The sequence below is a fragment of the Streptococcus sp. Marseille-Q8145 genome, from assembly GCF_965112035.1.
In genome coordinates, this window is record NZ_CBCOPQ010000001.1 from 126192 (window position 1) to 143783 (window position 17592).

Annotated in this window: 19 protein-coding genes and 1 pseudogene; 4 read left to right on the forward strand and 16 right to left on the reverse strand. The window is 40.3% G+C overall.

All coding sequences use genetic code 11. The features are described 5' to 3' along the window. Nucleotides 1–23: 23 nt before the first annotated feature. The 3 genes from ACWPVL_RS00705 to ACWPVL_RS00715 form a co-directional block, all read right to left on the reverse strand. Nucleotides 24–755, reverse strand: coding sequence for a response regulator transcription factor (locus ACWPVL_RS00705; protein WP_061422713.1), 732 nt, complete (start codon nucleotides 753–755; stop codon nucleotides 24–26). A 1-nt stretch (nucleotide 756) separates the two neighbouring features. Continuing rightward, nucleotides 757–1098: a LytTR family transcriptional regulator DNA-binding domain-containing protein gene (locus tag ACWPVL_RS00710; protein WP_454386204.1), complete on the reverse strand. Its 342-nt coding sequence runs from the start codon at nucleotides 1096–1098 to the stop codon at nucleotides 757–759. Between the two features lie 182 nt (nucleotides 1099–1280). Beyond that, nucleotides 1281–1853 (reverse strand): TetR/AcrR family transcriptional regulator, encoded by a 573-nt coding sequence (locus tag ACWPVL_RS00715; RefSeq protein ID WP_015605159.1) that lies wholly within the window; start codon nucleotides 1851–1853, stop codon nucleotides 1281–1283. A gap of 126 nt (nucleotides 1854–1979) precedes the next feature. On the opposite strand from ACWPVL_RS00715, the gene ACWPVL_RS00720 reads away from it, so the two are divergent. Both ACWPVL_RS00720 and ACWPVL_RS00725 read left to right on the forward strand, forming a co-directional pair. Continuing rightward, complete coding sequence (locus tag ACWPVL_RS00720; RefSeq protein WP_454386206.1) at nucleotides 1980–2822, forward strand: DegV family protein; 843 nt, start codon at nucleotides 1980–1982, stop codon at nucleotides 2820–2822. 90 nt (nucleotides 2823–2912) lie between these two features. Beyond that, on the forward strand, nucleotides 2913–3689 hold the full coding sequence (locus ACWPVL_RS00725; protein ID WP_454386208.1) for an XRE family transcriptional regulator: 777 nt from the start codon (nucleotides 2913–2915) through the stop codon (nucleotides 3687–3689). 17 nt (nucleotides 3690–3706) lie between these two features. Here the strand turns inward: ACWPVL_RS00725 and ACWPVL_RS00730 are convergent, their stop codons facing one another. From ACWPVL_RS00730 to ACWPVL_RS00790, 13 genes and pseudogenes are all read right to left on the reverse strand, one after another. Continuing rightward, nucleotides 3707–4213, reverse strand: a complete 507-nt coding sequence (locus tag ACWPVL_RS00730) for a hypothetical protein (RefSeq protein WP_454386210.1) — start codon at nucleotides 4211–4213, stop codon at nucleotides 3707–3709. Beyond that, nucleotides 4203–4748, reverse strand: a complete 546-nt coding sequence (locus ACWPVL_RS00735) for a DUF1697 domain-containing protein (protein ID WP_454386212.1) — start codon at nucleotides 4746–4748, stop codon at nucleotides 4203–4205. The genes ACWPVL_RS00730 and ACWPVL_RS00735 overlap by 11 nt, the downstream gene beginning before the upstream one ends. A gap of 35 nt (nucleotides 4749–4783) precedes the next feature. Then, nucleotides 4784–4933 (reverse strand): annotated as a pseudogene (locus ACWPVL_RS00740) (GNAT family N-acetyltransferase); the annotation flags it as partial. A gap of 58 nt (nucleotides 4934–4991) precedes the next feature. After that, entirely contained in the window at nucleotides 4992–5615 is a 624-nt protein-coding gene (locus ACWPVL_RS00745; RefSeq protein ID WP_454386214.1) for an NAD(P)H-dependent oxidoreductase, read from the reverse strand. Nucleotides 5616–5629: 14 nt separating this feature from the next. Further along, complete coding sequence (uvrB, locus tag ACWPVL_RS00750; protein ID WP_454386216.1) at nucleotides 5630–7618, reverse strand: excinuclease ABC subunit UvrB; 1989 nt, start codon at nucleotides 7616–7618, stop codon at nucleotides 5630–5632. 159 nt (nucleotides 7619–7777) lie between these two features. Then, nucleotides 7778–8704, reverse strand: a complete 927-nt coding sequence (locus ACWPVL_RS00755; protein ID WP_454386807.1) for a CPBP family intramembrane glutamic endopeptidase — start codon at nucleotides 8702–8704, stop codon at nucleotides 7778–7780. A 281-nt stretch (nucleotides 8705–8985) separates the two neighbouring features. Continuing rightward, the gene (locus ACWPVL_RS00760; RefSeq protein WP_454386218.1) at nucleotides 8986–9672 is read right to left on the reverse strand and encodes a hypothetical protein; all 687 of its coding nucleotides are present in this window, start codon (nucleotides 9670–9672) and stop codon (nucleotides 8986–8988) included. A 42-nt stretch (nucleotides 9673–9714) separates the two neighbouring features. Beyond that, entirely contained in the window at nucleotides 9715–10452 is a 738-nt protein-coding gene (locus ACWPVL_RS00765) for a hypothetical protein (protein WP_454386220.1), read from the reverse strand. 85 nt (nucleotides 10453–10537) lie between these two features. Beyond that, the gene (locus ACWPVL_RS00770; protein WP_454386222.1) at nucleotides 10538–11224 is read right to left on the reverse strand and encodes a hypothetical protein; all 687 of its coding nucleotides are present in this window, start codon (nucleotides 11222–11224) and stop codon (nucleotides 10538–10540) included. A gap of 105 nt (nucleotides 11225–11329) precedes the next feature. After that, the gene (locus ACWPVL_RS00775) at nucleotides 11330–11854 is read right to left on the reverse strand and encodes a hypothetical protein (protein ID WP_454386224.1); all 525 of its coding nucleotides are present in this window, start codon (nucleotides 11852–11854) and stop codon (nucleotides 11330–11332) included. A gap of 46 nt (nucleotides 11855–11900) precedes the next feature. Further along, nucleotides 11901–13793: a DUF3114 domain-containing protein gene (locus ACWPVL_RS00780; RefSeq protein ID WP_454386226.1), complete on the reverse strand. Its 1893-nt coding sequence runs from the start codon at nucleotides 13791–13793 to the stop codon at nucleotides 11901–11903. After that, on the reverse strand, nucleotides 13783–14142 hold the full coding sequence (locus ACWPVL_RS00785; protein ID WP_454386228.1) for a flagellar hook-associated protein: 360 nt from the start codon (nucleotides 14140–14142) through the stop codon (nucleotides 13783–13785). Before ACWPVL_RS00785 ends, ACWPVL_RS00780 begins: the two co-directional genes overlap by 11 nt. Beyond that, nucleotides 14135–14428 (reverse strand): TIGR04197 family type VII secretion effector, encoded by a 294-nt coding sequence (locus ACWPVL_RS00790; protein ID WP_454386230.1) that lies wholly within the window; start codon nucleotides 14426–14428, stop codon nucleotides 14135–14137. Before ACWPVL_RS00790 ends, ACWPVL_RS00785 begins: the two co-directional genes overlap by 8 nt. A 186-nt stretch (nucleotides 14429–14614) precedes the next feature. On the opposite strand from ACWPVL_RS00790, the gene ACWPVL_RS00795 reads away from it, so the two are divergent. Next, complete coding sequence (locus ACWPVL_RS00795) at nucleotides 14615–16789, forward strand: ABC transporter substrate-binding protein/permease (RefSeq protein WP_454386232.1); 2175 nt, start codon at nucleotides 14615–14617, stop codon at nucleotides 16787–16789. Continuing rightward, nucleotides 16789–17529, forward strand: coding sequence for an amino acid ABC transporter ATP-binding protein (locus ACWPVL_RS00800; RefSeq protein WP_005590533.1), 741 nt, complete (start codon nucleotides 16789–16791; stop codon nucleotides 17527–17529). Before ACWPVL_RS00795 ends, ACWPVL_RS00800 begins: the two co-directional genes overlap by 1 nt. Nucleotides 17530–17592: the final 63 nt, after the last annotated feature.

Below are 17592 nucleotides of genomic sequence, written 5' to 3' on the forward strand. Positions count from 1 at the left end.
CCTACTTCTATCATATTACTTCTCTACTGCCTTAAAGCTGTCCGTAATCCTTTCATCTTGAGGCGTGATACATAGCAACTAGCGCCATTAGGAAAATAGGCTATGTTTTCTATCTTATCCAGCTGAGAGATATTCGCTGGATTGACCACATAAGAGCGATGACACCGATAGAGACGCTTGTCCTGCTTTGTAATCTCAGAAAGCTGTCCGTAAAATTCGATGCGCTCTTTCTTGGTATAGAGAACTAGTCTATGAGGCACTTCTGATGTCTCAAAATAATAGATTTCATTAAAAGGCACCTGAAAATCTGATTTGGAATTTTCAAAGAGAAAAGTTTCCTCAGCTTGAAAACTGTCCTTTCTCTCGTAAAGATAGGCCAAGTCCTGCTCAATCTGCTTGATAAAATCCTCCTCAGGCAAACCTTTGTCAATAAAGTCAAAAGCTGATACCTGATAGCGAAAAGTCAAGGGCATAAATTCTGAGTGAGTCGTCACGAATACAATCAGAGCATAGGGGTCCAACTTGCGAATCTTTCCTGCCACCTCGAGTCCCTTCTGCGTCTCTTGCTTAATCTCAATATCCAAAAAGAAAATCTGATGGCTCCCCCGTTCCCTTACTGCATCAATTAGCATGTCCGGCTTGCCGTAAATTTCTAAAAACTGGCATTCCCAGCCGTTCTTTTCCAAAATTCCCTGAATGGTTGACTCCATATAGGCTTGTTGCTTAAGATCGTCTTCTAATACAAAAATTTTCATCTTATTTTCTTCCTTCCTGAGACCAGCGCTTGATGAGACTGGATAAATGACGCCTTGAGCAGACAATATCTCCTAAGTCAGACTGCTCAAAAAACAAGCTTTTACGCTCCCTTTCAAACCCTTGGACCTTGGCTAAATTGACCAGTGTTTGACGATTACAGTGAACCAGCTCATCAGGATAGAGCTTAGCCAACTCAGTCAGAGAAGCCCTAAGGCTGTAGTTGTCTTGTCCAGTGACGATAAGAACGACGTGTGGCTTTTGAGGATGGGACTGGATATAGTAAATTGTCGAAAGTTCCAGCTTTCGAAGAGTACTGCCATCTTTGATTATAATAGTAGCCATTGTCTACCTCCTTTGCTCTAGCATAGCACAGGTAGCATCACAAATGACTCCCAAATCCTAAATGGTAGCTGAGAAGTCTTAAATGGTCTCAGAAGCACTAAGTAAAAACTTACTTGTTAGGTAAGTTTTTACGATCTATTATTTCAGTCTGATATATTGATGCCAAACAGTTGTATAAACTCTTACTTTTTCTTTTTCTGTGGAAAAAGAGGCATGCCCAAAGCAGCAATCTTTTCAGCCGGAACCTTCATGCCTTCTTTGATCCATTTGGAAAGCACCGAAACAACCGCAGAACTCCAGAATGAATTCATATAGGAATTGGCTGTCTTTTTCCCACCTTTGCTACGCTTTTCAAGGAAATCAAAAACCGCCTGCGTCAGCAACTTTTCAAAATTATAGTCAATAGCCAGACTAATGACACGCGCTTCCTTCTTGGCTTCCTTAAAAAGAAAAAGCCAAATCTGGTACATTTCTGTCTTGAAATTAAACTGCTCCAGCTTGTCGACAATTCCCTGAACCGTATTTTTGAAAATTCCCTCTAGAATTTCTTCTTTGGAGCTATAGTTACGATAAAAGGCTGCGCGCGAAACCCCAGCTCGCTCGACTAATTCAGAGATGGTAATCTTTTTCAAATCTTTTTTCTCTAGCAGTTGCATCAGAGAAATTTCCAAGGATTCCTTTGTAATTCGATTGGATTCTTGATTATAAGTTTTTAAATTTGCAAGGGATTTTTCTGATATTTTCTTTTCCGCCATAACAATTTCTTTCTTCCTGTATCAGCTGAGAATTAAGGCTTTATATCAAAGCATCTTCATGTTATAATTGTAAGAAAAGACATGTTTTTTGTCAATGTATAGAACTGATAGACCAGGAGAACCCAAATGACTTGGAAAATTGTTGCCGATTCTGGCTGTGACTACCGTGAGATTGCTGATTTGGCTAACCAGACAAGGTTTGAGAGTGTGCCACTGACCATTCAGATTGATAATGAGATTTTTGTGGATAACGCTCATCTCGATATTGATGACATGATGGAAAAAATGTACGCTACTTCAAGTGCTTCGAAATCAGCTTGCCCAAGCCCTGATGACTACCTCAGAAGCTTTGAAGGAGTTGAAAATATCTTTGTCGTGACGATTACAGGCTCCCTTTCTGGTAGCCACAATAGCGCTCAACTAGCCAAAAAGCTCTTCTTAGAAGAACATCCAACAGCAAATATCCATGTTATTGATAGCCTTTCGGCTGGTGGCGAAGTCGATCTGATCGTCAAAAAATTGAACGACCTCATCAAAGAAGGGCTTTCTTTTGAGCAAGTCGTGGAAGCCATCACCCACTACCAAAAAAACACAAAGCTTCTCTTTGTGCTGGCTAAGGTAGATAATCTGGTCAAAAATGGTCGTCTCAGCAAGCTAATCGGTGCGGTTGTCGGCCTCCTCAATATTCGCATGGTCGGCGAAGCCAGCGATACCGGTACTCTGGAGCTTCTCCAAAAAGCTAGAGGGGCTAAAAAGGCTCTGACTGCTACTGTCGATGAAGTTCTGAAAGCTGGATATAAGGGCGGCCGCATTATCATCGCTCATCGCAATAACGAGAAATTTTGCCAGCAATTTTCGGAAGTTATCAAGGAAAAATTCCCAGCTGCCGACATTTTATTCCTGCCAACTTCTGGCCTTTGCAGCTTCTACGCCGAAGAAGGCGGCCTCTTGATGGGCTACGAAATCTAATCCTCTCCTTTTGAGCTGAATATCCGTATTCAGCTCTTTACTTTTTCGATTTAATTCGTTAAAATAGAAGAAAGAAAAGGAGTGAAAGTCATGGCAAGAGGACGCGGTGTCGCTAGCCCCCAGGATAAGGAGGCAATGCGGCTCATTTCTAAAAAAATCAAAACTTTATTGAAGCAAAAGCAAATCAAACAAATTGAACTTTCCCGAGGAACAGGAATCCCAGCCAGCACTCTTACTGGCTATATCAAAGGAAATTCCCTGCCTGTCCTAGAAAATATGCAAAAAATTGCAGACTTCTTTGATATGGATGTTCAAGAGCTGGATCCTCGCTATCTATCTGTTCATAGCCCTACGTCATTTTCGCTAGAGTTCGCAGATGTTTTCCAAGCCCTAGACCAGCCCCACAGACAAGCTGTAACAGACTTTGCTAAAAAAGAGTTGGAAAATCAAACAACCGAGGAAAGATTAAAGGATGATTATTTTCCTTACAAGGTCTATGAAAGCTTCCAGACTTTCTTGAACAAGCCTGAACAAGCTGACATCGTTTGGTTAGACAAAGAGCTTGACTATGATATCGCCCTCTGGATTCGGACAGATTCATTGGAACCCAAGTATCCGCAAGGATCTGTGGCTCTCATCAAAAATACGCATTTTGAATTTGCAGGCGCTATCTATGCCATTGATTACGACGGGCAAACCATTTTGAAAAGAGTTTTCAACGATCCAACTGGCATCCGCCTCATCTCTCTCAATAAAAAATACAGCGACAAATTTATCCCGCATCAAGAAGAACCCAAGGTCATCGGCCGTGTCATGGCCGCCTTTATGCCCTTAGATTTATCAGACCAAGCACAAAAGCCACTTTAGTACATAAAGCGGCTTTTCTATTTTTTCTTACTTCCTTTGCTTGCAATCGTGATGACTGCTGCTATCAGAAAGAAAATAATATAAGTAGCAATTGGGAACCAGACATAGCGGGAATTCAAACTGATTAAAGGTGGCAGAACCCCCTCTCCGTCTTCTAATTCTATTCCTACAAAATAATGCAAAAGAAAACCTAGACCATTAAGATAAAGAAAAACTTCTGAAAAACCTTTCAGTGTGTTGAAGCCTTCTTCTCTTAGACTTCCAAACCAGGAATAATATGGAAGAGCAATCAAGATTGTCAAATTTAAATATAAAGGGCTAATATATTTAAACTCACGAAGCGGACCCGGAATAGACTTATTTCCAAATGTTAAAAACCCCACTCCAATCGCAACCACTGTAAAGATTAAATATTCCAAAAAAGCCTCTACTAGCCAATGCTTTTCCAACCAAATGATAAACTTATTCCCCTGAACTTTTACTTTTCTTTTGTTTTTATTTTTCTTTTTGGTCTTACTTCTCATTTACCAACCCCACAATCTTCTGGAAAGTCTTGCCGTTTCGGATAGTCAGTTGCTTATAAAAACTAGACTTGAGCAGTTTCTTATGGTAATTAGATTTGAGATAGTCCGCTTGGTCAGCATTGCTATAAAAGAAAGCCGTCTGCCCAAAATGTAGCTGCTCCTTGTCATTTGCCCAACTACCTGCCAGCTCTTGGACACTCTCCCTGTCTGTATCCGGCAGATAAAAAAGAACATCTCGCCGAAAGGCTGTTTCATCCTGCCACCAAGTAGGCAGATTGGCTATTTCTTTTTCAAGCATGGCAGAACTGACAAGGACAAAAGGCAAAGAAAAATCATAAGACCGACTAAAATAATCCGTCAAAATCTCCCGAATCCTCTCCTCCTGCTCTTCGCTATCAAAGAAAAGATTGCCACTATTGATGTAGGAAACTGGATTTTCAAACCCCAACCTAGCCAAATCCTTCTTCAAATCAGCCATAACGACCCTGTTTTTCCCGCCGACATTAATGCCGCGGAGTAAAAGTGCATAACGCATGTGTGCTCCTTAAAAATATATCTATTGTTTTCAGACTAACTGTTCGAGTTTCTCATGTAAATCATCCGTTTTTCTTTCACGGCTTTTCCTAAGTCAACGACCTTTTCCTCACCGTCAAAAACAAAACCGATTTTTTCATAGAAAGCGATGGCACGTTTGTTATCTTCTAACACCCATAATAAAATTCTGAGGGAGCATGAAACATTTGTCAGATCATTACAGGAGAAATCAAGATAAGCGATTTTACATTTTATTAATCTGATTTGAAATTTTTTTCAAATATTTTTGACGATCTATAGCAGTTGTTGTGTTTTGGGCGACTTGACCAAAAACACTTATTCTCCTAGTTTTAACTCCACAATGATTCAAGACTGCATTTTTCAATACTGCAATACCATAACTATCAGGGATACTAATCAATCCTGAGAACATTTTATACCAGTTAGTGGGGGCATCAGAAGTTACATAAATATCTGCTGTTTTCCCTTTTAAAAGTTTTTTAAACTGCTTACCAGTAATGTAATTCCAAAAGAAATTTCCCTGATGATTAGCTGAATAGGCAATTCCGGGGGTAAATACACGATCAATCCACCCCTTTAACAGGCTAGGCATACTACTCCACCAAATAGGATAAACAAAGATGAAATGATCCGCCCACTGGATTAATTTCTGAGAGCGTAGAATAAACAAATCCTCCTTCATCCTTTTCCGATAACCGTAACGTAAAACAGGATCAAAATTCTCTTCGTTGAGATTGATGACCTCAATCTCATGTCTACTTAAATCAATATTCTCAACAATTGTCTGAAAAATTGCTTGGCAATAGCTCTCTTTATCAGGATGCCCATTAATAACCAAAATTTTCATACGTTCTCTCCTCTCTAATCCATCGCCTTTATTTCCAGAATCATATCGCGAATCTGTGCGGCTAGTTCGAAGTCGAGGAGTCCGGCAGCTTCTTGCATTTGACCTTCTAGTTTCTTGATCATGTCCTTGCGCTCTTGCTTGTTGAGGCTTTCAATTTCGACAGTTTTTTCCTTATCTGGCAAGGCAGCCTTGGTCACACTGATTAGGTCGCGGATTTCTTTCTTGATAGTCTGCGGTACAATGCCGTGTTTTTCATTATAAGCCATCTGGATTGCCCGACGGCGGGCAGTTTCATCGATAGCTCGCTGCATGGACTGGGTCATAGTGTCGGCATACATAATCACATGCCCCTTACTGTTTCGGGCTGCCCGTCCAATAGTCTGGATCAGGCCACGCTCGTTGCGTAGGAAGCCTTCCTTGTCCGCATCAAGAATTGCTACCAGACTAACCTCAGGTACGTCAATTCCCTCGCGTAATAGATTAATCCCGACCAAAACGTCAAAGACACCCAAGCGCAAATCTCGGATAATCTCAGTCCGCTCCAAGGTCTTGATATCTGAGTGCATGTACTTGACCTTGACACCCATTTCCTTGAAGTAGTCCGTCAAATCTTCCGCCATCTTCTTGGTCAGGGTTGTGATAAAGGTCCGCTCATTCTTTTCAACACGGACATTGATTTCACCCAAAAGGTCATCAATCTGCCCCATAGTTGGGCGGACTTCAACTTCTGGATCCAGAAGCCCTGTCGGCCGGATAATCTGCTCAATAACAGTATCCGTCTGTTCATTTTCATAGTCGCCCGGCGTAGCCGATACATAGACAATCTGGTGAACATGGCTTTCAAATTCTTCTCGGCGCAGCGGACGGTTGTCCAAGGCAGACGGCAAGCGGAAGCCATAATTAACCAGCATCTCCTTGCGAGAGCGGTCCCCATTGTACATACCCCGAATCTGTCCCATGGTCATGTGGCTCTCATCAATCATAATCAGGAAATCATCAGGGAAAAAGTCCAGAAGGGTATAAGGAGGCTCTCCTTCGCTCCGACCATCCATATGGCGGGAATAGTTCTCAACGCCATTTGTATAGCCCATTTCGCGCAGCATTTCGATATCGTACTCTGTGCGTTGCTTCAAGCGCTGAGCCTCCAAGAGCTTGCCTTCCTTCTCAAAGATAGCCAGCTGCTGCTCCAACTCTGCCTGAATCTTGGCAATCGCCACTTCCATGTGGTCTTCATTAGTCACGAAGTGAGTAGCTGGGAAGATGGCCAAATGGTCCACCTCACCCAAAACTCGACCTGTCAAAGCTTCAACCTCACGAATCCGGTCAATCTCATCTCCGAAAAACTCCACCCGAAAAGCATGTTCATCCCGAGAAGCAGGGAAAATCTCCACCACATCGCCTCGAACACGGAATTTTCCCCGCTGAAAGTCAATGTCATTGCGCTCAAACTGGATATCTACCAGATCATTGAGCAACTTATCACGGGAAATTTCAAGGCCTGGACGCAGACTTACCACGCTGTCGGAGTATTCCTTAGGCGATCCCAGACCGTAGATACAAGAGACCGAAGCCACGACAATCACATCGTTGCGCTCCAAGAGAGCTGATGTCGCTGAGTGACGGAGCTTATCAATCTCGTCATTGACCGAACTATCCTTTTCGATATAAGTATCACTGGAAGGCACATAGGCCTCAGGCTGGTAGTAATCATAGTAGGAAACGAAGTATTCCACAGCGTTATTAGGGAAGAATTCCTTGAACTCGCCATAAAGCTGGCCGGCCAGCGTTTTATTATGGGCAATAACCAGAGTCGGCTTGTTGACCCGAGCGATAACCTGGCTCATGGTATAGGTCTTACCAGTACCAGTCGCCCCCATGAGAATCTGGGCCTTCTCGCCCCCTTCGATATTATCCACCAACTGCTCGATAGCTTGAGGCTGATCTCCTGAAGGCTCGTACTTGGAAACCAATTCAAATTTATTATCTGTAATTCTGTTAATCATCTTTTATTCCTCAACTTGTGCTTCTATCATTTTACCATATTTGACATATTTTCTCTGGGTTTGGCTCTGGTTTAGTAGCTACATCTCTAAGAATGGCTAGTCTTGCATTCTGATCATTCATTCGCATCAAAAATCGCCCAGCTAAGCTGAGCGATGTCTTTATTTCTTAAACATCAATGCCTGAGGCAAGCGATTTTCTTTTTTGAGCGACCAGTAAAGATAGGCAGTACAGCCAATCAGAACGATAGTGGCAAAGATAGATCCTTCAGCTCCAAAGGCTCCGCCGGACAGCAAATCCACAGAAGATTGCGAGCTATAGTTCAAGATTGAGGTAGATGCTCCTTGGCCACTGACCTGAATACCATAGATATTTCCTTGCACAAAATTCCAAGCGCCGTGCATGCCAGCCAGTACCCACATATTGTCATACTTGAGCATAAGGAAACAAGCAAAGATACCATCTAGTATGATATTGACAATAGAAAGAACGGTCACACCAGGGTTAAAGAGGTGCAGAGCCCCGAATAGAGCACTAGAAATCAAGATACCAATGAAGATATTTGACTTAGCGCTAACTGCTGGAAAGAGCCAACCACGCGTCACTAGCTCTTCTGTCCCACCTTGGAGAATCCAGAAAGGAATGATAGCTAGGACAAAAATCAAAGACTGCAAATTCACCTGACCAAATTTCAGACTGCCTGTCCCAGTTACCAAGAGCAAGACAACAATCAGTGAAAACTGAACGGCTCCAATAAGGAAGCCTCTGCCCAGTTCTTTCAGCCATCCTTCCTTAAAGAAACCCAGGCTGGAGAAAGCTCTCTTTTCTCGAAACTTGACCCACAGAAAAACAAGTACGGCCATAAAGAAAAAACTACCCAGCTGAAAAAAGATATAATAATGCCCGAACACTTCCATAAGTGTAGCCCTGTCATCTATCGGATTTACCATGGCAAGCACAGTTCCAATGATGATCCCTGCAAAGATTTCTCCTACGTGGATAAAGCCAATGGAAATCAGAACTGCTAACCAAATCGGCGGAATGTAGCGCGACAGCTTTACATTATCTAACATGCGTGATTTAAACATAAACATGTTCCTTCCTTTTTTAAATTACCATAAAATATTACTACATTATGCGAAAAAAGCGAAGTATCTTTTATAGCTGCCTGATTAGGATTAAAAAACTTTTTATCCTGTAAACCAAAGTCTTCGCCATAATCCTCACCTCTGCTCTTTATAAATTTGGGATTTTGAACAAACACAATCAGACATACCCTCTGTTCTTTCTCGCCAAGCCTCAATTCTCTAACCTTCCTCGCTTTCTGATTCCTTGATACTAAAGTATGAAAATAAGTGAGAAAGAGCTATTAGTCCCCTTCGTTTTCTCTAGCAATCTCTTCAATATTTGCTATTTCTTCGTCTAATCTTTTATCAAATTCTGCCTTATTCTTGAAGGGATAAGAATAAGTCCGCCAAGTGTACCATTTAAGTCCTTCCTCGCCTTTGTAATACCATTCTATCTTGGTTGGCAGAAAATCTTTGTTATATGTGATGCGCACCTTTGAAAACTGATCTTCTTCCCTGTAAATATATTGTAACTCAAATTCGGGTGGATATTTTTCTTTCAATAAGGATTTATTCACCAGCGATTCAGGTGAGCGAGTAATTTGATAGTTTGATTTTTTTATTTCATCAGTTGTAAAATTCGAATTTAAGAGTGCAGAAGAGAACTCAAAGTTTTTCATTCTTATAAAAAATTCTGTTGCATTACTGTTATTAGCTCCTCCGTAAATAGAATTATCTTTTATAGCAGCCTGATTAGGATTAAAATATTTTTTAGCATATAGATCAAAACCTTTGCCATAATGATCACCTCTACTTTTTATAGACTTAGGATTGTGAACCAATACAAAGCGTTTCTGCTCAAGAATTTCCAAAGCCTTATTAGTGGTCCCAACCATAGTCCTTGCTATTAGAATAATCGCTATAACCAGGAGTAGCACCAAGCTTATTCGAATACTCTTTATATTTATTATACTCTGCCACTTTTTCATTTTCGGACATCCCTTTTGCTTTTCTCGCTAAGCTTTATAATCCTAGTTTCCTTCAATTTCTGCTTCATGTTCTTGAATATTCTCTATTGCTTTATCCATCTCATTGTCAAACTCCTCTTTACTTTTAAAAGGGTAAGAGTAAACCCTTAAGACACTCCAAGACATCTTTCCATTTTTCTCGTAATAGCCCTCCAACTTAATTGGCAAAAATTCTTTGTTGTATGTGATACGGACTTTTGACATCTTAAAATAGACATAATAGGATTCAATATCTCCAGATTTCGGGTTCTCAAGTTTTTCTTTATCTAAAAGTAATTCTAGCTCCAGTTCTATTACATAATTCGATTCCAATATCTTCTTTTTCGAAACTTTCAAGTTTAATAATATAGGAGTAATAGTTTTGTTAATCCAGCTTACGTAAATTTCCTTTGCTGTCCATCTGTTCTGACCATAAGTCTTTTTACTCCTAACCGCATAGTTAAGACTATAAAATTCCTTAGTTTTCAAGTCAAAAGAAACTTTATATAATTTCGAATCGTTTTCATAATCATTGGGTCTTTCAACAGAGATAAAACGTTTTTCATTCAACAAATCAATCTGCAGTCGTTCAGTATCCATAAAGACTCTTTGCCTTAAAGAATGATAAAACACCAGTAATATCATCATCGCCAAGCCACTCAATATAATCTTCATATAGTTGCTATAACCAGGGACATCATCAAAGTTACTAGCATATTCTTTATATTTATTATATTCCTCCACCTTCTCTTCTTCGGACATCCCCTTTGTTTTTTCTTGCCAAGCTTCAATTCTCTAACCTTCTTTGTTTTCTGATTCATTGATACTATAAAGTGAGAAAGAGTTATTAGTCCCCTTCGTTTTCTCTAGCAATCTCTTCAATGTTTGCTATTTCTTCGTCTAATCTTTTATCAAATTCTGCCTTATTCTTGAAGGGATAAGAATAAGTCCGCCAAGTGTACCATTTAAGCCCTTCTTCGCCTTTGTAATACCATTCTATCTTGGTTGGCAGAAAATCTTTGTTGTATGTGATGCGAATTTTGGAAAATTCTTGTTCCTTTAGAGCATACTTTAGTTCTAATTCTGGAACAAATTTATTTTCAAACAAGGACTTATCTACTACTGATTCCGTGCTCAATACTACTTGGTATTTTGATTTCTTTATTTCATCAGTTGTGATACCTGAATTTAAGATAACTGACGAGAATTCATTCCAGTGAATTTCTTTGAAGGTCTGCTTTGCATTTGCTGGATTAGTGTATCCTCCAAATACAGTATTATTTCTTATAGCAGTATGAAAGGGAATAAAGAATAATTTTTTCTGTAAATCAAATCCTATACCATATTCATTATTATACATTTTTGTATATTTGGGATTTTGAACAAATACAAAGCGTTTCTGTTCAAGAATTTCCAGAGCATTATTAGTGGTCCCAAGCATAGGCATCACTATTAGTATAGTTGCTATAACCAGGAGTAGCACCAAGCTTATTCGCATACTCTTTATATTTATTATACTCTGCCACTTTTTCATCTTCGAACATACCCTTTGTTCTTTCTCGCCAAGCTTCAATTCTCTAACCTTCTTCGCTTTCTGATTCCTTGATACTAAAGTATGAAAATAAGTGAGAAAGAGCTATTAGTCCCCTTCGTTTTCTCTAGCAATCTCTTCAATATTTGCTATTTCTTCGTCTAAGCGCTTATCAAACTCCGACTTGTTCTTGAAGGGATAAGAATAGGTCCGCCAAGTGTACCATTTAAGTCCTTCTTCGCCTTTGTAATACCATTCTATCTTGGTTGGCAGAAAATCTTTGTTGTATGTGATGCGCACCTTTGAAAACTGATCTTCTTCCCTGTAGATATATTGTAACTCAAATTCGGGTGGATATTTTTCTTTCAATAAGGATTTATTCACCAGCGATTCAGGTGAGCGAGTAATTTGATAGTTTGATTTTTTTATTTCATCAGGTCTAACATTTAAATTAAGAAGGATTGAGGATATTTCATTATTTAACGCTCTTTCATAATATTCCTTAGCTTCATATTTACTACTCCCCCCAAACAGTTTGTTGTCTTTAATCGCAGCTCCATGAGCATAGTAAAACTCTTTATCTTTTAAATCAAATCCTGTTCCAGAATCATTGTTTGCCTCAATATCTGACATGCTTTTAATAAAAACAAATCTCTTATTTGATAAAAATAAATATGCGTCACTCGTGGTCTTTTTGATATTGCTTGCTACGACTGTAACCAGAATAACCACGATTACTAGGCTTGATACCACTAGCATACTCTTTATATTTATTATACTCTGCCACTTTTTCATCTTCGGACATACCCTTTGTTCTTTCTTGCCAAGCTTCATAATCTTTATGTCCTCCTCCTTTTACAATATCTGCATACTGACCGCCCTTTTTACCCAAATCGTCTTCAGATTTGAAGATGCTCTTAGCTTTTTGCCTGAGTTCAGAGTCCGCTGGCTGTGTAACATCCAATCTATTATGTTGATCAGCATAAATTCCTGTGACTGCGTCATTATTCCCTTTTGATGGACCGTAATTAAAGGACTCTGTATTAGCAATTTCATGCAATTCATCATGAGTATAATGTTCTGGATTGGAATCATATCTACCATTAGGCAGCTTATGCTGATCATAGGCATCCCACTGCGTCTCAAATTCTCCTGTTTCGAGATTCACAATAAATTCAACCATCCGAGCATTATTGAAATCTTTTTTTGAACGAACTGTGTTTTCTTTAGGAACTTGAACTTTCATATTGTAAGGACGTCTAAAAACATCTGTATCTTTATCATAACGATTATGATAGTTAGCTCCCGTTGTATAATCAAAGGTAAGCCCTTGCTCCTTGCCGTAAGCCATTAGTTTTTCATAATCACTAGCTCCCTCATAGTTATTTCGAATATAATAAATTGCTTGACGATCAAGATAATAGCGGAAAAGATGAATTTGTTGACCTATGCCAGTTTTATCTTCCTTAAGCGATTTGTCCTTAAAAGTCAAAATTACATCTTTTCTAAAATACATCAAAAAATCTCCATGAGGTGACATTTTATCAGAAAATTTATGAGTAGCACTGGTTAAATGCATGAAATTATGTTCATCTACTTCAGCTCCTAAATGTTTGAGAACTAATTCTAATTTTTCTCTGGAACTCATCTTACTTGCTGCATACATGCCTGTGTAGACGTCAGAGCCTACTTCCTTTGTTTGAGCATATAGTTCGTCACGTTTATTATAAAACTCTTGACCTGTCTGAAGTTTTGCTGTGCTTGATTTAACCTGATTGATATAATTCTTTACAGCCTCATCATCCCAGCCATCAACTTTCTTCAACTCTTCGGCCTGTTGGCGCAGTCCTGTGATATAAGAATTGTATTCCTTCCATGACAGATTGTGCGGTCGCTCAATCTGATATTTCTTAGCAAAAGCACGATTCGCTTTTATCTCACTCGCCACTATCGTCCATGACAAATCCGCAGGAACACTATAGGTTCCTGTATTGGCATCCCAAGAGCTAGTAATCTGGCTCAGACCAGTATCAATCGCTTGCGCCAAAGCATCAATATCTCCGAATATTTCAGACGAACTGGCATTGAAAGCTCGGAGTTTATCCAACTTTTCCTGAAGCTCTTTTCGAGCTGCAGTATAGGTGTCGCTCAGTTTCTGCAGCCCCTGTAGCCGTTGAAAACTACCAGGACTGGTGGACTTACTTGTCACAATGGCATCTATCAATTCCAGATTAGCTGCAATAAATTGGTCATAACGCTGAATATCCTCTACCAACTTATCCTCCTGTAAATCCTCATCCGCAACTTGTGTACGATACTCTTTTGAAAGAGATTGCACATCTGTCTGAGTCGCTTCAGATAAGGCTACTCCTGCTTCCTTTAAAGGAACAATGACATCGCTAATGAAAGCTCTAAAAGAATCATAAGCTTTACCCGATAAGGAGGACGCGGAATTCTCCGCTTGTTCCAGAGCCTTTCCCAATTCTTTATAGCTCTCCAACTGGCTTCTAGTCATAATTGTTGTACCCTCGGTCTGGGCATCTAAACTTCCGCAATAAACTTCAATTCCCATCTTCTTCATCCTTCAGTTGGTTGATTCTGATACGCTCGTAATAGACATCATTTAAATCATCTTCTAACTTCCACTTTTGAAGAATCACTTTATCCAAATCATCAAAGAAGCTTTCAGAAATTATTCGTGACTCATGGGATGCCTCTGACTGCAACTGCTCAAAAAAGATTCTAGAAGAAGGATAAGTCTCGAAAGAATCCCAGATCTGGGTTTGTGCATCTGAACAGTACCTTTCAAAATCCCCTATTTGATTCTCCAGCAGCCTTTTTTCCTTCAGCAGGCTTTCCTCCTGTCGAAGCAGCCTTTCTTCCTCTTTTCTCAGCTCATAGAGCTTCTGCTCTTTATTCACGATTTCGGCCCTCCATCAGCTGAAATTTACTGGCACTAGCCTCATCAATAGCTTGAAATCCCTCTGCAACGGTTTGGATATTGACGCAAACTGATTGAATAGCAGCCGAAATATCCTTAGCCTTATTTTGAGAAAGCGCTATTGCATGATGTGCAGAATCATTTCCCAAAAGCTTAGTCTGCTCATCTTTATAAGCATCTGCAATACTAATGAGTGCTTCCGCCCCAGTTTTCAAAGCGGTCCCTAATTGTTGGGCAATCAAAATATCACTTTTAATTTGTTTCATATAAATTTCCTTCAAACCCACATTTGTGTCTCAATTCTAGCATATTATCCAAGCAAAGTAAAACAGCTCTTAATAATAGCATTGTCACAACATATGTTAGAAGATATGACATAAAAACAGAAAATATTTGCCTTTTTCAAATTTTTCTGATATAATCAGACAATATTCTAACAAAGGAGAGAAAATATGAAGAAAAAAATCATAGCTTTTCTGCTAGCGTTATTCCCTATCCTTGCACTAGGGACAACCACTCAAGCAGATACCATCAAAATCGTATCTGACACGGCTTATGCCCCATTTGAATTTAAAGATTCCGATCAAACCTATAAAGGAATTGATGTTGATATTATCAATAAAGTAGCTGACATCAAAGGCTGGAAATATGAAATGTCTTTCCCCGGCTTTGATGCAGCTGTCAATGCGGTTCAAGCAGGACAGGCTGACGCCATTATGGCAGGTATGACTAAGACTGCTGAACGTGAAAAAGTCTTTACCATGTCTGATACATATTATGACACAAAAGTTGTCATTGCAACGACCAAGGCGAATACAATAAAGTCTTACGATCAACTCAAAGGAAAAACAGTCGGTGTTAAAAACGGTACTGCCGCGCAACGTTTCCTTGAAAAAATCAAGGACAAGTACGGTTTTACTATCAAAACATTTGATACAGGCGACCTTATGTATAACAGCCTAACAGCCGGAGCCGTTGATGCAGCTATGGATGACCAACCCGTTATCGAGTATGCAATCAGTCAAGGGCAAGATCTGAAAATCTCAATGAAGGGTGAGGCCGTTGGTAGCTTCGCATTTGGTGTCAAAAAAGGCAGCAAATACGAATACCTAGTCACTGAGTTTAACGAAGCCTTGGCTCAGATGAAAAAAGATGGCACCTTGAAGGACATCATCAACAAGTGGACTGCTGCTTCCAAAACTTCAACAAACTCAGCAGTACCAGAGACCACAACCAAGTCTGGACAAAAAGCCACTCCAGTCAAAGCTAAATATACGATTGCCAGCGACTCATCCTTTGCTCCTTTCGTTTTCCAAAATGATAGCAACCAATACACTGGTATTGACATGGACTTGATCAAGGCCATTGCCGAAGACCAAGGTTTTACACTTGAAATTTCTAATCCTGGTTTTGACGCTGCCATCAATGCCGTTCAATCTGGCCAAGCTGACGGGATGATTGCTGGGATGTCTGTGACAGAGGCCCGCAAAGAAACCTTTAATTTCTCTGAACCATACTACACTGCTAACTCTATCCTTGCAGTGAAAGAATCAAGCACTATCAGCTCCTATGAAGACTTGAAAGGAAAGACCGTCGGAGTCAAGAATGGTACAGCCTCTCAAACCTTCCTCGTCGAAAATCAAAGCAAATACGGCTACAAAATCAAAACATTTTCAGATGGTTCTTCTATGTATGATAGTCTGAACTCTGGCTCTGTCGCTGCTATTATGGATGATGAGCCCGTAGTAAAATATGCCATCAACCAAGGCAAGAAAATGAAAACGCCAATCGAAGGAACACCAAGTGGTGAAGTTGCTTTTGCAGTAAAAGCAGGCACCAACCCTGAGCTTATCGAAATGTTCAATAATGGTTTGGCTAATCTAAAAGCCAATGGTAAATATCAAGAAATCCTTGATAAATATCTCTCAGCTGAGAAGGATAATTCCACAACCGTTGATGAAACAACTATCTGGGGACTTCTCCAAAACAACTACAAACAACTTTTAAGCGGGCTTGGAATTACCATTGCTTTAGCACTGATCTCCTTTGCCATTGCCATGGTCATCGGGATTATCTTTGGAATGTTTAGCGTCAGCCCAATCAAAGCGCTTCGTATTATTTCAGAAATTTTTGTCGATGTTATTCGAGGTATTCCACTTATGATTCTGGCTGCCTTCATCTTCTGGGGAATTCCAAACCTCATTGAATCTATGACTGGTCAGCAAAGTCCGATTAACGACTTCGTTGCAGGAACAATTGCTCTATCCCTCAATGCTGGTGCTTATATCGCAGAGATTGTTCGTGGAGGGATTCAAGCAGTTCCAGCCGGACAGATGGAAGCTAGCCGAAGTCTGGGGATCTCATATGGAAAGACTATGCGCAAGATTATCCTGCCTCAAGCAACCAAGATCATGCTACCAAACTTTGTCAACCAGTTCGTCATCGCTCTCAAGGATACAACTATCGTATCAGCTATCGGACTTGTCGAACTCTTCCAAACAGGTAAAATTATCATTGCCCGTAACTATCAGAGCTTCAAGATGTATGCTATCCTAACAGTGCTTTACTTGGTCATCATCACACTCTTAACAAGATTGGCTAAACGCTTAGAAAAGAGGATTCACTAATGGCTAAATTAAAAATTGATGTTAATGATTTACACAAATACTATGGAGAGAATGAAGTCCTGAAAGGGATTAGTGCGAAGTTTTATGAGGGAGATGTTGTTTGTATCATCGGTCCTTCTGGATCAGGTAAATCAACTTTCCTACGCAGCCTGAACCTACTTGAAGAAGTAACTAGTGGGACCATTACTGTCAACGGTTATGACTTGACAGATAAGGCTACCAACGTGGACCATGTTCGTGAAGATATCGGAATGGTCTTCCAGCACTTCAACCTCTTCCCACACATGACCGTCCTGCAAAATATCACCTTCGCTCCTGTTGAGCATAAGCGAATGAGCCAAGCTGATGCAGACAAACTTGGTATGGAGCTCTTGGAGAAGGTTGGGCTGGCAGACAAGGCTGATGCCAAACCAGACAGCCTGTCAGGAGGTCAAAAACAACGGGTGGCCATCGCTCGAGGATTAGCTATGAACCCAGACATCATGCTCTTTGACGAGCCGACTTCTGCTCTCGACCCTGAAATGGTTGGTGACGTTCTCAACGTTATGAAGGATCTGGCTCAGCAGGGCATGACCATGCTGATCGTGACTCACGAAATGGGCTTTGCTCGTCAGGTTGCTAATCGCGTCATCTTCACTGCTGACGGTGAATTCCTAGAAGACGGCAAACCAGACCAAATCTTCGATAACCCTCAGCATCCACGTCTCAAGGACTTCTTGGATAAGGTGCTCAACGTATAAATATGACGAATCCTGAAAGTAATCTTTCAGGATTTTTATTGACTTATGTTGCCCTTTTTGCTA

What these genes read in the sequence shown, in the direction of transcription:
- ACWPVL_RS00795 (WP_454386232.1), top strand. Translation starts at nt 14,615, where the DNA reads ATGAAGAAAAAAATCATAGCTTTTCTGCTAGCGTTATTCCCTATCCTT.
- ACWPVL_RS00780 (WP_454386226.1), bottom strand. Translation starts at nt 13,793, where the DNA reads ATGGGAATTGAAGTTTATTGCGGAAGTTTAGATGCCCAGACCGAGGGT.
- ACWPVL_RS00760 (WP_454386218.1), bottom strand. Translation starts at nt 9,672, where the DNA reads ATGAAAAAGTGGCAGAGTATAATAAATATAAAGAGTATTCGAATAAGC.
- ACWPVL_RS00770 (WP_454386222.1), bottom strand. Translation starts at nt 11,224, where the DNA reads ATGAAAAAGTGGCAGAGTATAATAAATATAAAGAGTATGCGAATAAGC.
- ACWPVL_RS00765 (WP_454386220.1), bottom strand. Translation starts at nt 10,452, where the DNA reads ATGTCCGAAGAAGAGAAGGTGGAGGAATATAATAAATATAAAGAATAT.
- ACWPVL_RS00725 (WP_454386208.1), top strand. Translation starts at nt 2,913, where the DNA reads ATGGCAAGAGGACGCGGTGTCGCTAGCCCCCAGGATAAGGAGGCAATG.
- ACWPVL_RS00720 (WP_454386206.1), top strand. Translation starts at nt 1,980, where the DNA reads ATGACTTGGAAAATTGTTGCCGATTCTGGCTGTGACTACCGTGAGATT.
- ACWPVL_RS00755 (WP_454386807.1), bottom strand. Translation starts at nt 8,704, where the DNA reads ATGTTTAAATCACGCATGTTAGATAATGTAAAGCTGTCGCGCTACATT.
- ACWPVL_RS00705 (WP_061422713.1), bottom strand. Translation starts at nt 755, where the DNA reads ATGAAAATTTTTGTATTAGAAGACGATCTTAAGCAACAAGCCTATATG.
- ACWPVL_RS00745 (WP_454386214.1), bottom strand. Translation starts at nt 5,615, where the DNA reads ATGAAAATTTTGGTTATTAATGGGCATCCTGATAAAGAGAGCTATTGC.
- ACWPVL_RS00790 (WP_454386230.1), bottom strand. Translation starts at nt 14,428, where the DNA reads ATGAAACAAATTAAAAGTGATATTTTGATTGCCCAACAATTAGGGACC.
- ACWPVL_RS00715 (WP_015605159.1), bottom strand. Translation starts at nt 1,853, where the DNA reads ATGGCGGAAAAGAAAATATCAGAAAAATCCCTTGCAAATTTAAAAACT.
- ACWPVL_RS00735 (WP_454386212.1), bottom strand. Translation starts at nt 4,748, where the DNA reads ATGCGTTATGCACTTTTACTCCGCGGCATTAATGTCGGCGGGAAAAAC.
- ACWPVL_RS00730 (WP_454386210.1), bottom strand. Translation starts at nt 4,213, where the DNA reads ATGAGAAGTAAGACCAAAAAGAAAAATAAAAACAAAAGAAAAGTAAAA.
- uvrB (WP_454386216.1), bottom strand. Translation starts at nt 7,618, where the DNA reads ATGATTAACAGAATTACAGATAATAAATTTGAATTGGTTTCCAAGTAC.
- ACWPVL_RS00800 (WP_005590533.1), top strand. Translation starts at nt 16,789, where the DNA reads ATGGCTAAATTAAAAATTGATGTTAATGATTTACACAAATACTATGGA.
- ACWPVL_RS00710 (WP_454386204.1), bottom strand. Translation starts at nt 1,098, where the DNA reads ATGGCTACTATTATAATCAAAGATGGCAGTACTCTTCGAAAGCTGGAA.
- ACWPVL_RS00775 (WP_454386224.1), bottom strand. Translation starts at nt 11,854, where the DNA reads ATGTCAGATATTGAGGCAAACAATGATTCTGGAACAGGATTTGATTTA.